The organism is Rossellomorea sp. KS-H15a, assembly GCF_024195245.1.
Lineage (GTDB): Bacteria > Bacillota > Bacilli > Bacillales > Bacillaceae_B > Rossellomorea > Rossellomorea vietnamensis.
Genome location: NZ_CP096886.1, coordinates 2,299,571 through 2,312,876, shown reverse-complemented (window position 1 = coordinate 2,312,876; position 13,306 = coordinate 2,299,571). Strand labels below are relative to the sequence as shown.

Annotated in this window: 16 protein-coding genes and 1 other annotated feature (1 of these 17 only partly in view); all 16 genes read right to left on the bottom strand. The window is 42.0% G+C overall.

The genetic code is table 11. The features are described 5' to 3' along the window. Positions 1–86, bottom strand: a binding site (T-box leader); it reaches 148 nt to the left of the window's first position. A 48-nt stretch (positions 87–134) separates the two neighbouring features. The 16 genes from M1J35_RS11865 to M1J35_RS11790 all read right to left on the bottom strand — a co-directional run bounded on the left by M1J35_RS11865 (position 135) and on the right by M1J35_RS11790 (position 12,776). After that, positions 135–650: a DivIVA domain-containing protein gene (locus M1J35_RS11865; RefSeq protein WP_034755815.1), complete on the bottom strand. Its 516-nt coding sequence runs from the start codon at positions 648–650 to the stop codon at positions 135–137. 89 nt (positions 651–739) lie between these two features. Continuing rightward, positions 740–1,510: a YlmH family RNA-binding protein gene (locus M1J35_RS11860; protein ID WP_159361846.1), complete on the bottom strand. Its 771-nt coding sequence runs from the start codon at positions 1,508–1,510 to the stop codon at positions 740–742. A 98-nt stretch (positions 1,511–1,608) separates the two neighbouring features. Beyond that, positions 1,609–1,872, bottom strand: coding sequence for a YggT family protein (locus M1J35_RS11855; RefSeq protein WP_034755819.1), 264 nt, complete (start codon positions 1,870–1,872; stop codon positions 1,609–1,611). Between the two features lie 8 nt (positions 1,873–1,880). After that, positions 1,881–2,324, bottom strand: a complete 444-nt coding sequence (locus M1J35_RS11850) for a cell division protein SepF (RefSeq protein WP_034755821.1) — start codon at positions 2,322–2,324, stop codon at positions 1,881–1,883. 16 nt (positions 2,325–2,340) lie between these two features. Further along, positions 2,341–3,015, bottom strand: a complete 675-nt coding sequence (locus M1J35_RS11845; protein WP_034755823.1) for a YggS family pyridoxal phosphate-dependent enzyme — start codon at positions 3,013–3,015, stop codon at positions 2,341–2,343. Between the two features lies 1 nt (position 3,016). After that, positions 3,017–3,838, bottom strand: a complete 822-nt coding sequence (pgeF, locus tag M1J35_RS11840; RefSeq protein ID WP_371928663.1) for a peptidoglycan editing factor PgeF — start codon at positions 3,836–3,838, stop codon at positions 3,017–3,019. A gap of 51 nt (positions 3,839–3,889) precedes the next feature. Further along, positions 3,890–4,177: a YlmC/YmxH family sporulation protein gene (locus M1J35_RS11835; RefSeq protein ID WP_034755825.1), complete on the bottom strand. Its 288-nt coding sequence runs from the start codon at positions 4,175–4,177 to the stop codon at positions 3,890–3,892. A 393-nt stretch (positions 4,178–4,570) separates the two neighbouring features. After that, complete coding sequence (gene sigG, locus M1J35_RS11830) at positions 4,571–5,347, bottom strand: RNA polymerase sporulation sigma factor SigG (protein WP_060669863.1); 777 nt, start codon at positions 5,345–5,347, stop codon at positions 4,571–4,573. Between the two features lie 199 nt (positions 5,348–5,546). Then, entirely contained in the window at positions 5,547–6,266 is a 720-nt protein-coding gene (gene sigE / locus M1J35_RS11825) for an RNA polymerase sporulation sigma factor SigE (protein WP_034755828.1), read from the bottom strand. Between the two features lie 53 nt (positions 6,267–6,319). Further along, positions 6,320–7,246: a sigma-E processing peptidase SpoIIGA gene (spoIIGA, locus tag M1J35_RS11820; RefSeq protein WP_254651299.1), complete on the bottom strand. Its 927-nt coding sequence runs from the start codon at positions 7,244–7,246 to the stop codon at positions 6,320–6,322. A gap of 284 nt (positions 7,247–7,530) precedes the next feature. After that, complete coding sequence (gene ftsZ / locus M1J35_RS11815; RefSeq protein WP_061809828.1) at positions 7,531–8,694, bottom strand: cell division protein FtsZ; 1,164 nt, start codon at positions 8,692–8,694, stop codon at positions 7,531–7,533. 41 nt (positions 8,695–8,735) lie between these two features. Continuing rightward, the gene (ftsA, locus tag M1J35_RS11810; protein ID WP_034755837.1) at positions 8,736–10,034 is read right to left on the bottom strand and encodes a cell division protein FtsA; all 1,299 of its coding nucleotides are present in this window, start codon (positions 10,032–10,034) and stop codon (positions 8,736–8,738) included. A 115-nt stretch (positions 10,035–10,149) separates the two neighbouring features. Beyond that, positions 10,150–10,512, bottom strand: a complete 363-nt coding sequence (locus M1J35_RS11805; protein ID WP_034755840.1) for a small basic family protein — start codon at positions 10,510–10,512, stop codon at positions 10,150–10,152. Between the two features lies 1 nt (position 10,513). Continuing rightward, the gene (locus M1J35_RS11800; protein ID WP_254651298.1) at positions 10,514–11,242 is read right to left on the bottom strand and encodes a DUF881 domain-containing protein; all 729 of its coding nucleotides are present in this window, start codon (positions 11,240–11,242) and stop codon (positions 10,514–10,516) included. A 63-nt stretch (positions 11,243–11,305) separates the two neighbouring features. Next, positions 11,306–12,016 carry a DUF881 domain-containing protein gene (locus tag M1J35_RS11795; RefSeq protein ID WP_254651297.1) on the bottom strand — a complete coding sequence of 237 codons (711 nt, stop codon included), beginning with the start codon at positions 12,014–12,016 and terminating at the stop codon, positions 11,306–11,308. Then, positions 11,991–12,776 (bottom strand): cell division protein FtsQ/DivIB, encoded by a 786-nt coding sequence (locus M1J35_RS11790; RefSeq protein ID WP_034755849.1) that lies wholly within the window; start codon positions 12,774–12,776, stop codon positions 11,991–11,993. Before M1J35_RS11790 ends, M1J35_RS11795 begins: the two co-directional genes overlap by 26 nt. Positions 12,777–13,306: the final 530 nt, after the last annotated feature.

The following is a 13,306-nucleotide window of genomic DNA, read 5'->3' as shown; positions in this document are numbered from 1 at the left end:
CTTCTTTCCTTGTCGGGCTTACACCGTCCCCGACTCGCTAGAAAGGATTCATGATAAGTACGTACTGTCCCTGTCTTAGCCTATTAATACAATTAAGATTGTTGTTCAATTATATGAAAGTATTGCTCTTTTCGTCAAGACAATGTCTCTTCTTCTTTTAAAGTTTTTAAATCCGTTGCATCCAAATCGAATTCCATTAACTGATCCCAGTCATTTGTATCAAGAAGATCAAGCTGTGCTTCGATCAACATTTTGAAACGAGTACGGAACACCTTTGACTGCTTCTTGAGTTCTTCTATCTCAATGGCAATCTTACGGGCTTTGGATAGTGATTCATTCACGATCCGATCGGCATTCTTCTCAGCTTCCTTAATGATCAGCTTTGATTCTTTCATTGCATTCCGTTTGACTTCTTCCCCTGCTTCTTGCGCAATGACGATTGACTTGTTTAACGTTTCCTCGATGCTTGTAAAATGACCTAAACGTTCATTCAAGGAGTTTAAACGTTCTTCCGTTTCTTTCTTCTCTCGGATCAGAATTTCGTAATCTTTAATAATCTGATCTAAAAATTCGTTAACCTCGTCCTCATCATAACCACGAAAGCCACGACTAAATTCTTTATTATGTATGTCTAATGGCGTTAAAGGCATGGGAGCCACCTCCAGTACTTGGTGAATTACATATTTATTATAACTAAAATTTCGACAGTTTGTGGGAGAATTCCTCTATTTTTCTTAAATTATTTCAGAATCCCCACAGAGATTCGCCATTTATCCCGTTTTGTTCTTCCTTCCACGGACAGTACCTTACTTCTTCCGTACCCTCTGGCAGATAGAACATCGGAAGCTTCGACTTCAAAGGAGGGATTTTCAACTGCTTTCCAATTCACTTTTACATGTCCGCTTTTGATCAAGGTTTGAGCCTTTTGGCGGGAATCATTATAGATGGCTGCAAGTACGACGTCCAGCCTCATTGAACTGACGGTAGTCGTTTTCTCCTGCCATTCTTCCCGGCTTTCCATTCGTTCACTCAGTGGAATATCCTTTAACGAAACCTTGGCTTTCCCTATTTGGGTCAGTTCCATCAGGACATAATCCGCAATTTCATCTGCAAGCATCAGCTGAATGGTATCCTCCCCTGTCAGGATATCCCCGAACTTATCCCTTTTCAATCCAATAGACATCAAGGTCCCTAATACCTGTCTATGCTCTATTGTAACAAACTTCGAAGGGTACTGTATTTCAAAAACCCTCATTCCAAAATCTTCTTCCTTTGGCTGAAAATAAGGTGGGTACAATAAAGCTCGTTTCCGTTCCGTATTATCAGGAAAAAAGGATAGAATGATTTCATCGTTTTGACCAATGATGGACCTGACAATATGTTGCTGTCTCGGGTCCAAAAAGTCCGTTCGTTTCGCTGTATATTGATCTTCCACTGTCTGCTTCCACTGGAGCACCGCATCTACAAATTCCTTCTCATCCGGCCTGAAATGTTGATAGATCGAAGACATACTCATCACCCCCTCTGTGTTTTACCCAAAATAAAAGGACCGAAACTGTTTGACCGGTTTCAGCCCTTTATAGATATCTTTCCTTACCATAGTCCTGATTAAATAAGCCATCTAAATAATTGGTACAACCCGGATTGGGCAAGATTCAGCACAATGAATGCCACAATCGGTGAAATATCAATCATACCGATCGATGGGACAAATCGTCTGAACGGTTCTAAATACGGTTCACAGATCCTTGCAAGGAACTGTCCGATCGACGTCTCTCTGGCATTCGGGAACCAGGACATTAGAATATAAATGATTAACGCCCAGGAGTATAGTTGTATTAGTTTTGACAAAATTTCATAAAGCATTACCATAATTTACATTACCACCTCGAGTCTGCTAAATCTTCCTCTTTTAAGAATTCAGAAATATTCCCGCTCACTTCAACATTGTCAGGTGTGCAAAGGAAAATATTATCACCTACACGTTGAATGTCGCCGCCGATTGCATACACCGTCCCGCTGAGAAAGTCGACAATACGCTTCGCCTGGTCATGCTGTATCCGCTGCAGGTTTACCAATACAGAGCGTCGATTCTTTAGATGGTCTGCAATTTCCTGTGCCTCTGCATATACTCTTGGTTCTACAAGGATCATCTTGGAAGATTTCTGGACACTCTGAAGGCTCACAACATTTTGTTTTGTATTTGAAAGCTGCGACTTCATGGGCTTTTTCTCCTCGTATTCTTCTTCATACTTTTCTTCTTCATATTCGTATTCATCTTCATCCAGCAAAAAGAACGTTTTAAACTTTGACTTAATACCCATTTGTATTCATCCCCTCTCAGTCATTTCCAACTAATGCAGTTCCAATACGAATAAATGTGGCACCCTCTTCAATTGCAATCACATAATCGTTGCTCATTCCCATGGATAATTCTGTACATGGGGCATATGGAAGATTAAGTGAACGGATTTCTTCCTGAATGGTCTTCAGCTGCCTGAAACAAGACCTTAAGAAAGGTTCATCATCCGTATGTGGAGCCATTGTCATCAATCCTACGACTTTAATATTGGATAAGTCTTTTAAACTGCCGACAAATTCTTTCACTTCATCAGGAGAAATACCATGTTTGGATTCTTCTCCGGAAACATTCACTTGAACGAAGCAAGACACAGGCTTATCCGCTCTTTTGTGAATTTCTTTGGCCAATGACAGACGATCCAGGGAGTGTATGTATGATACTTTATCAATGATGTTTTTGACCTTCCTTGATTGCAGGGAACCGATGAAATGCCACCGGGCCTTGTCCCGTAAAACATCCCACTTGGAGGTCAGACCCTCATCCCGGTTTTCCCCTAAGTGAAGAAGCCCTGCTTCGACTGCTTCTTCTGCACGGTCGATGGATACGTATTTCGTGACCGCCACGACATGAACGTCTTCCATCCTTCTGCCGCTGCGTTCACAGGCACGTTGGATGTTTTCATTGATGTGTTGAATATTTTCAGATACCTTCATCTTATTTCTCCTTCCAGCCAATAAAACTCATCATTCTTCCCGTTTCTCCACCATCTCTTCTATAAGAGAAAAATTCATCGTGACAGGACGAACAAAAACTGGAAGTATGAATTTGATCAGAATGCAATCCGGACTGAACCAAGAGCTGATGATTTAATTTCTTCAGATCCAGATTGTACTGTCCCTCTTCCTTTAAATTATAGGGTAAGTTGTTTTCATCTTCTAGTGTTTTTTTCACTTTGTCAATCACATAATCATCCACAATATAGCAATCTTTACATATGGAAGGGCCTATCACCACTTCTATGGAAGACAGGGAGGAACCTTTCCCGATAAACGCACCGACCATTTTCGGTCCTATCTCAAGGACCGTCCCCTTCCACCCTGCATGTGCAAGACCGATTGTTCCGGTCATCCTGTCAAGGAAATAAAGGGGGACGCAATCTGCATAGCACATCGTTAACAGAAGGTTTCTTTCCCCTGTCACGAATCCGTCGGTATCTTTAATGCTATTATGGTAGTTCTTTGCACCTTTCCCTCTGTCCTCAGGGCTCACGAAAGAAATATTCTTCCCATGTGTCTGTTCAGCAGCCACAAAGGAATCAAGAGGCATATCCAGAGCGGATGCAAGAAGTGTGCGATTGTGAATGACGGACGCTTCCTTATCTCCTACATGAAGCCCCATATTGAATGACTGAAAAGGACCTTCACTTATTCCGCCACGATTAGTGGTGATGCCCGCGACAAGTTCCGGGTTTTCTTTCGTCCATTTTCCAATGGAGTAATATGAGTTTGTCTCTGTTTTAAAAGGCTCTTTCAACACGGTGAATCTCCCTCGTTTTTTATTTAGTGTACCATAGTCCATTGAGATTCGTCATGTATCGGGGGATTGTTTCGGTTCCTGAAGCTGTCCTTGTATATAATGGCTGTCTTTATATCGGACAAGAATGACGTCTTCCCCAATCTTTACGATACTGCTCCATGGAATCACGATATCTTCGTCCTTCCCGAAAAAACCCAATATTTTTCCCCCAGTGCCTATCACGATTGCCTCGATTCTTCCAGTATCAAGATTGATCTCAATGTCACCGATATTCCCCAATTTCCTCCCATCTGAAATACTGACAACATCCTTCACCTGGAACTCTGATATACGCACCATACTTCTTCACCCTCTTTTCATGAAGTTCCTAATCAGTTGATAACGGTGATACACTTCACCTTTTTATAGTAGATATTATAAGTGTATGCATCAAAAAAAAAGGCAGACCTTCCCTCGGGAAATCTGCCTTTTTCTATGCTTGTCGTTGTCCAGCTACAGGGCTTAGAGGCTCGAGGTCATAAGTCAAACCATCCAAAAAGGCAAAGTACGCCTTTCCGGATGGTTCGTCTTATGCTTGTCGCCTCTGGGCAAAGCCCTTCCGCTTTTCTTTGTCCAGCTACGGCGGCTAGCCCCTCGAGGTCACAACTGGAAAATCCCATAAGGCAAAGTACGCCTTTTGGGATTTTCCTGTTGTGCTTGTCGGGGCTGATCAAGCCGCCTCCGCTTTTCTTTTTACTGAATATTTTTGTTCATTTGTTTGATTGCTGCTTTTTCGAGTCTTGATACTTGTGCTTGGGAGATTCCGATTTCGTCTGCGACTTCCATTTGGGTTTTTCCTTGAAAGAAGCGTTTGCTGATAATGAGTTTTTCACGATCATTTAATCGTCTCATTCCTTCTTGAAGGGCAATTTCTTCGATCCAGTGAAAATCGCGATTCTTTTCGTCGCTCAGCTGATCCATAACGAATATGGGGTCTCCTCCATCATTATAGATGGGTTCAAACAGCGAAACGGGATCTTGTATGGCATCCAGTGCGAATACGATTTCTTCGTGAGAAACATCAAGAACTTTGGCTATTTCTTCCGCAGTCGGCTCCTTGGATGTCTCTCCCATTAATTTCTCCCTTACTTGCAGAGCTTTGTACGCAATATCCCGCAGTGAACGGGACACCCTTATCGGGTTATTGTCCCTCAAATATCGACGGATTTCCCCAATGATCATCGGTACCGCGTATGTAGAGAATCGAACGTTTTGACCCAAATCAAAATTATCGATGGATTTCATTAATCCGATACACCCTACTTGAAATAAATCATCAACATACTCACCACGGTTATTAAAGCGTTGAATTACACTTAAGACGAGGCGTAAATTCCCGTTGACCAGTTTTTCTCTCGCGGAAATATCACCCGCTTGCATTTCTTTGAATAAAATTCTCATTTCATCATTTTTGAGTACTGGTAATTTGGACGTATCCACACCACAAATCTCGACTTTATTACGTGTCATTCTTTCCCCTCCTTGTAGGAGCTGCTGTACAAAATTCAGTATTTCCTTGAAGAGGAAAAATATGCATTTCATTCTGACAGGCAGTGGGGGGTACGTTCCAAATCCCTTACGATAACTGACTCAAAAAGCTAAAAATTTTTTTAATTCCTGGCCATATTAAAAAACTGACCTTTTCAATTGAAAAAGTCAGCTTTAAAGGTTAAACCATTTTATTGAATTCCTTCTTCAGTCGCTTTATGATCCTTTTTTCCAAACGGGAAATGTAGGACTGGGAAATCCCAAGCATATCAGCTACATCTTTCTGGGTTTTTTCCTCTTCCCCCATCAATCCGAATCGAAGCTCCATTATTTGCTTTTCTCGATCTGAAAGCTGATGAAGTGCATTAAAGAGTAATTTTTTATCCACTGTTGCTTCAAGGTCTTTCGTAATGATGTCTTCATCCGTCCCGAGTACATCTGATAACAGCAGTTCATTTCCATCCCAATCGATATTAAGGGGTTCGTCAAATGAGACTTCCGAACGGATTTTGTTGTTCCTTCTTAGGTACATAAGAATTTCATTCTCTATACACCTAGAAGCGTAGGTCGCCAACTTGATTTTTTTCTCTGGATTGAAGGTATTGACTGCTTTAATAAGGCCGATGGTGCCGATACTAATCAGATCTTCTATATTGATGCCTGTGTTTTCAAACTTTCGGGCGATATAGACTACCAGCCTTAAATTACGTTCAATCAATAAGGACCGCGCTGCCTTGTCACCTTTAGGCAATTTATGGAGGAGGACTTCTTCCTCTTCCTTTGTTAACGGTGGAGGGAGCGCTTCACTACCACCTATGTAGTAAATTTCATCTGTCTTCAGGCCCAGCTTGATTAACAGTTTGTACCAGTAATATAAAAATTTGAATTTGAATTTTTTCATTGTTGCTCCCCCTTCTATTTCTTTAAATTGTGAGTATAGTAGTATTAATTGATTTACGAAACGTTAAGCACCGGCTTTCTTGCAGCCATTTTCGGATGGACAATCGCCCCGAAATTGCCATCCGCCGATAAGGGTTCTTCCCTAAAGGCGACTAACCCATTTGGAATGGTCCATTCTGCCTCATGATCACTGAGTACCAATGAATCAGGCTTTATCGCTGCCAGAAGCTGACTGCTTCTTCCCACCGATTGTGCCGGGACGATACGCATCCTGTCAGACCAGCGGGTATCGATTTGTTTCTCACCCGAAAAAATGTCATCTACATCATGGCAAAGTGCCTTCATTTCATCCGGGATCTCACCCTCGATTTCTGCAATGGATAGAATCATCACCGGACTTTTTGAAATGGGATCCTGAAGTTGGTTCCCACTATCCACAAGACCGTTTACAGTACAATGAAAATCATCGATCTGGATCTTGACCTTCAGGAGCTGATCATATTGGAGCTTCACATGCTCGATACTATCCACCCTTCCCTTAGAAAAGTACCAGGCAAGCGGCAGGGCGAGCATCACAAATACCCAGCTTATCGGGTCACCAAACCCGCGTATGCTTGCAAGCAGCATGGATGATTTCGTGCTTGGATCGAAGCTGATAAAATAATGAGTCCCAATTAATATCCCACCAGTAAAAAAGGTGACGAAATAGAACATAAGAAGATTTGACATATAGTAGCGCCATCTTCTATAGCCAAAAGCTGAATACACCATGACAACGGAAAATAATAACTTGACTAAGGGGTTTCCAGTAAAGTGAGCAAATGGTGAAAAAGCGAGGAGAATAATGACTGAGCCTATCAGACTCCCGATCGCTATTCTCCAGAGGGCGTATTGTCTCTTTAAGATGATTCCTGTTAACCATAATAAGAAAAAGTCTACTAACAGATTTAACAACCAAATGACATCCAAGTATAAAGTCAATCTCTACCCTCCTTTTAACACCTCACAATTCGATTCTGATAAAGACCGGAATGACTTATCAGAAGTATATCGTACATCCTTTTTAAAGGTTGTCATTTTTTGTATGCTCACACGGAAAAGTTTTCGGAGATATAAACGAAAAATGTCATTAAATATGGATGCAACAGACACCTCCAATATATGGTTTTTAGTTTGTATTTTGGGTCCGGATAATAGAGTATCCTATAGAAATAAAAATCCCCCAAGGCTTGATGCCTTGGGGGATTCCTATTTCTATTCCATTATTAACGACGACGGTTTCTATTGCGAAGGAAGGTTGGAATATCCAATGTTTCTTCCGCACCTTGATTCGAAGAGGTTCTCACAGGCTCCTGCTGTTGAGGCTGCTCTTCACGCTTAGGCTGTTCCCGTTTCACCGATTGGCTTGGGTTAGGACTTTGATTTGGTTTCATCCCACCGAAAGTTGGACGGGTTTGTTTCGGAGGTTGAATGACCTCTTCATTGAACCCGGTTGCAATGACGGTAACGACGATATCATCTTTTAAATCTTCGTTGATGACGGAACCGAAGATCATATTTACTTCTTGATCAGATGCAGAGGCTACGATATCGGCAGCTTCCTGAACTTCGTAAAGGCTTAAGGAAGTCCCACCGGTGATATTCATCAGGACGCCTTGGGCACCATCGATGGATGTCTCAAGCAAAGGACTTGAAACGGCCTTTTTCGCGGCTTCTGTTGCACGGTTCTCTCCAGATGCTGCACCGATTCCCATTAGGGCTGAACCTTTGTTAGACATGATTGTCTTAACATCTGCAAAGTCCAGGTTGATGAGACCAGGTGTAGCGATAAGATCCGAGATACCTTGTACACCTTGACGCAGTACATTATCGGCTTCACGGAAAGCTTCAAGCATCGGAGTACTCTTATCTACGATCTCCAGTAGGCGATCGTTTGGAATGACGATAAGGGTATCCACGCCTTCTTTCATTGCAGCAATACCACCGCTTGCCTGATTTGAACGCTTTCTGCCTTCAAATGTAAACGGACGTGTCACGACACCGACCGTCAATGCGCCGATTTCGCGGGCAATTTGGGCAATGACAGGAGCTGCACCAGTTCCTGTTCCTCCACCCATTCCGGCAGTGACAAAGACCATATCTGCTCCTCTAAGGGCCTCTTCAATCTGCTCTTTACTCTCTTCAGCAGCTTTTTTACCTACTTCAGGATTCGCACCCGCTCCTAATCCCCTGGTTAATTTGCCACCGATTTGCATCTTTATTTCAGCTTTTGATAGATTCAAAGCCTGTGCATCCGTGTTGACAGCGATAAATTCAACACCTTGTACGCCGTGCTCGATCATGCGGTTTACGGCGTTGTTTCCTCCGCCACCGACACCAATAACTTTTATTGTCGCTAATGAATCTAAATTTGTATCAAACTCCAACATGACAAATCCTCCTAACTCGTCGAATCTATGGATTCCTTTATTTATTCAAAGAAGTATCCAAAGAACTTTTTCACTTTTGACATGGCCTTTTCATCTTCATGTTCTTCTTCTTTTACCTTTACAGGCTTCGGCTTTTTATTCACAGGTTTTGATTGACGCTTCTCAGCGGCCTCTACAGGCACTGGTTCCGCGCTTACAGATCTTCCTTGCAATCTAGCATTCTTTTGAGCGTATTTAATCAATCCGACCGCTGTCGTATACTGGGGTTCCCGTACACCGATATAATCAGGAATTGCCACTCGTACACGATTTTGGAAAACGATTTGTGCTAATTCTAACACACCTGGAAGATTTGCTACACCACCAGTTAGAACATATCCACCCGGCAGGTCCCTGATTCCCAATCGTTTCAGCTCATGGCTGATGAGGTCCAGGATCTCTTCAAGCCTTGCTTCTATGATATCAGAAATTTCTAATTGATTAAATTGCTGATGTTGATCACTGCCAATAATTGGCACACTGAACACTTCATCTTCTGACGCATGGTCATAGAATGCATGTCCATATTTAGTCTTGATTTTTTCTGCGTCGTCCGTTGAGGTACGTAATCCGATCGACAAATCTTTCGTGATATGCTCCCCTCCTACGGGCAGCACGGTTGTCGCCTTCAGGTGCCCCTGTTCGAAAACGGCTATCGTCGTAGAACCGCCACCTATATCGATCAGGGCAGCTCCTAGGTTCTTTTCATCCTTTGACAAAGCAACCGTACCTGCGGCTAAAGGCTGAAGGACGATATCGACAATTTCAAGTCCGGCTTTTTCTACACAACGGAGAGTATTATGTAAAATCGTCTTAGATCCCGTAATGATGGTGCCTTCCATTTCAAGTCGAACACCGATCATACCCCGTGGATCTGTAATCTCATCCAATCCATCAACGATGAATTGTCTTGGGATTACGTTGATGATTTCCCTTTCTGGAGGAATCGATACAACCTGGGCTGCATCCATCACTCTTAGAACGTCTTCATCGCCGATCTCCCTGTTGTCACTCGACACTGCCACCACACCATGACAGGATTGAAGCGACACATGGTTTCCTGTTATACCTACGATGACCTGGCTTATGGATAAACCGACCATCCTTTCAGCTTGTTCAACTGCCTTCTTGATTGTATGAACAGTTTCGTCTATATCTACGATGGAACCTTTTCTGATTCCTTCTGAGTTCACATTTCCTACACCGATTATGTTTAAGGAATCATTTGTCATTTCACCAATGATTACTTTCACTGTGGATGTACCGATGTCTAGGCTAACGTAAATTTCATTGCTGTTCACTCTATGGCACCTCCTTAAAGAATGTTTATTTGGAACAACAATCCTAGAAAAACATGATTCTAAGTATATCTTAATATGATATTCGTCGTAACAAAAACGATTCCCTTTTAAAATTCTAATTTTTTTCTCTTTTTTCTTGATTATTTGACCAATTGCTAATCATTATTCTTCTAATCACTGCAATGTTTTGGAATAACCTTACCCCAAAAGCAAAAACAGCCGCCAAATACAAGTCTACACCAAGATGTACACCCAGAAAAGCTAAACTTGCTGCTAGTAAAATATTAAAAAAGAATCCAGAAACAAAGACCTTGTCATCATAAATATTTTGAAGGTGGGCACGAATACCGCCAAATAATGTATCCAATGCTGCGAGGACCGCAATCGATAAATAATTGGAATACTCTTCTGGAATCCTAATATCTGTCAGAAGCCCCAGGACGACCCCTACTAGCAACCCTAAAACGGGAAGCCACATATTATTCCTTCCCTCCCCTTTCCTTAACCGGTTCCATGAAGCGGATCCGGATCGTATCTTTATATTCTGGAACCGTGAGCTTTTCTAAAGGCTTTGAGATGCTGACCCGGAGGTTATCGATAAAGAAGTCTTCAACGGATCTAGAAACCTGCATGCGGTTATACAGGTCCTTGGCTGCATTTACATCCTTGGTCAACACCCTGACTTCAAACGGTATTTTCTTGATTGAATTACCGTCCACCTTCGTTTCTCCATTGATATCCCGGATGACTGACGTATTGATTAGGCGATGGCCGTCAATCGCGATATCTACAGCATCATACTGATTCAGTTCATTTACAAGCCTCTCCAAAAGTTCTGGTGAGACATTCTGAACTTTTTCACCGAGGAGGATTTCCTCCATCGAAGGCTCTATCGTCAGGATAAGACCGGGACCCGTTTTTTCCGTCAGCCCCATTTCAGTCTTCAATTCCTCTAACGTTTGCTTTAAGGCCTGCTCGGGGCTTGATTGCTGCTCGGTTTTATACTGTTCCAGCTTCGCTTCAACAGAACGCGTTTCCGATAATAAATTGGAATTGACTTCCTTTTCTTTCAGAAGCGCTTCCCTCAGTTCCCAGATATCTCTGGTATCCCGGACAACTGGCTCTTTGACAGTCTGGAACTGAATGGCAATCATAAACCCGATGATGACCGTAATGACGGTAAAGCTGATTTTAAGTTTGTTGTCCATTTATTGCACCTTACTTTCGGGACCTGACCCTCGCCCATATCATTTACTTCAATGGGAGCCGGCTCATGATTCGCCAATCGTGGGTTCGAGGATGACCGAATTTTCTTTTTTCATCTCAAATATGATATTTTCATTCACCAACTGATCCTTCACTCCGCCTGTGATATTCATGGCGGAGGAAAGCACTTCCGGATCTCCGATTGCCGTTATTTTGAATGGGGCAGGGTACTCGATGCCATCAATCTGGATGACTGGACCGTTACACAGTATGTATGAATCATGCTTAAGTCTTTGTCCGTTGATGGCAACCGCAGAGGCACCTGCTATATATAATTCATTGATCACCTTAAAGACGTGGTGTTCATGGACAATATAATTATTTGCGTTTTCTTCCTCCGGGTCATATTTCGCATCGGACAAGGTCACCGTCACCCCCGGCCCCTTCACTTTCGTTTTGCCTAGGTACATACGGTACTTCTCGGCATCCTCTGCCAGGTTGAAATAAATTTGCTTCTCTTTGGAGAATTCCTTCTCCATATTGCCGACCTTCTCCTGTTTCTCATAAAGCTTTTCCTGCAGGCGATTATTCTTCTGCTGGTACTCGAGGATTTGATTTCTTAACGTTTCTTCCTGTTTCCATTGACCATTTGTCCGGCTCCCGAGCTCATTTTGTTCTGTGTTTGCCAGACTGAATGAAAAAGCTAGGATGAAACCCAAAACCAGACATACAAGAGAGAGGACCACGTGCTTACCTCTCACCTTCATCCTCTTCATCCGTTTGTTCACCTTCCGTTTCGTATGCTCTGAAGTAAGAACCGACCTCTAGGTCAATGACCCCTTTTACCGAAGGGTCTAATTGGCTGACGATCGAAGGATAATGCACCATCTTTTCAGAGAAGCTCCGGATGGTCGCACTCACTTCGAACCCATCATTCATAAATAGAGTCAAGTGATATTGGTCTGTCTTCTTGGGAACGAGGTTAATCTCTGAGATGAGATGCTGCACTTCTTTTGGAAGTTCCCCTAATTCGTTCACCATTTTGACCAGGACCTTATCTTCTTCGAATCCCCTCAATAGAGGTGCATCCACAGGAATCGATCCGGTCCCTTTATCCAGGACCTTCCCATTTTCCAAAATGACAAAAAATTTATTCCCCTTTGAGAGATATGCTTTTTTATCATATTCTTGAATGGTAATGTCGAATGAATTCGGAAAGGATAATTCCACTTTCGCATCCTTTACTTCAGGAAGTTTCTTTAATTGCTCGACCGTTTTCTCTTTGCTTACACTCCATACATTCATACCTTTGTCAATTCCACTTTTTTGAAGAACCGTCTTATTGGATATAAGTTCATTCCCATGAACGGACACTTTGTTTACATGACTCAAGGGCGATTGAAAGTATACAACCGACAATATCATCAGAAAGAATAAAGAAAGTAAAAACAGAAGCCTGCGGTTTGCTTTCTTTTTTCGGTGTTGTTTTAGTTTAGGAATACGATCTTCAAGGGAAACAACATTTTCTTTTTTCATTTCGTTCTCCTCAATTTCACTTTGAATTCATTATGCCATGAGTAAGCTGAACTCGTCATGTCTTATAATGAAAGTACTCTTTACATTGGGATACCTTCTATTCTATACGAAGGAATAACATGTTAAAAGAGGAATAGAACGTTATTTTCTGCCATATTGCCTAATAAAGACAAAAAAATGAGTGATGCAGGGTTAATGGCCTATTTTGGGAGAAATTGACCCACAGTCACCATAAGATGGATTGTCCATACCGCTTTTCGTATATGTACTTTCATTCACTTTCCAAAAGAAGGGCCATCCTATGTATTTCACTCTTGAACCCTATTTTAAACAACAATTGCACCATAATGAATGCATGTCATTGAATTGTAAAAGTTTTGGTTAACAAAAGTAACAAACTCTCCTTTATTTTGAAAAGGTATGATCAAAATGAATTACGTATATGTAATTTATTGTAACATCGAAAACGCAAATATCCTATCGTTATTTCATTCAACGGAAAGATTTTCTTCGTTGTGTAAGAGATACAA

Excerpts from the sequence above, each read along its gene's own strand:
- sigE (WP_034755828.1), bottom strand. The coding sequence starts at position 6,266 with ATGAAAAAATTCAAATTCAAATTTTTATATTACTGGTACAAACTGTTA.
- M1J35_RS11805 (WP_034755840.1), bottom strand. The coding sequence starts at position 10,512 with ATGTGGCTTCCCGTTTTAGGGTTGCTAGTAGGGGTCGTCCTGGGGCTT.
- ftsZ (WP_061809828.1), bottom strand. The coding sequence starts at position 8,694 with ATGTTGGAGTTTGATACAAATTTAGATTCATTAGCGACAATAAAAGTT.
- M1J35_RS11850 (WP_034755821.1), bottom strand. The coding sequence starts at position 2,324 with ATGGGTATTAAGTCAAAGTTTAAAACGTTCTTTTTGCTGGATGAAGAT.
- M1J35_RS11860 (WP_159361846.1), bottom strand. The coding sequence starts at position 1,510 with ATGTCTTCGATCTATCAACATTTCAGGCCGGATGAGAAGGAATTTGTA.
- M1J35_RS11865 (WP_034755815.1), bottom strand. The coding sequence starts at position 650 with ATGCCTTTAACGCCATTAGACATACATAATAAAGAATTTAGTCGTGGC.
- M1J35_RS11795 (WP_254651297.1), bottom strand. The coding sequence starts at position 12,016 with ATGAAGAGGATGAAGGTGAGAGGTAAGCACGTGGTCCTCTCTCTTGTA.
- M1J35_RS11845 (WP_034755823.1), bottom strand. The coding sequence starts at position 3,015 with ATGAAGGTATCTGAAAATATTCAACACATCAATGAAAACATCCAACGT.
- M1J35_RS11835 (WP_034755825.1), bottom strand. The coding sequence starts at position 4,177 with ATGGTGCGTATATCAGAGTTCCAGGTGAAGGATGTTGTCAGTATTTCA.
- sigG (WP_060669863.1), bottom strand. The coding sequence starts at position 5,347 with ATGACACGTAATAAAGTCGAGATTTGTGGTGTGGATACGTCCAAATTA.
- M1J35_RS11790 (WP_034755849.1), bottom strand. The coding sequence starts at position 12,776 with ATGAAAAAAGAAAATGTTGTTTCCCTTGAAGATCGTATTCCTAAACTA.
- M1J35_RS11855 (WP_034755819.1), bottom strand. The coding sequence starts at position 1,872 with ATGGTAATGCTTTATGAAATTTTGTCAAAACTAATACAACTATACTCC.
- M1J35_RS11800 (WP_254651298.1), bottom strand. The coding sequence starts at position 11,242 with ATGGACAACAAACTTAAAATCAGCTTTACCGTCATTACGGTCATCATC.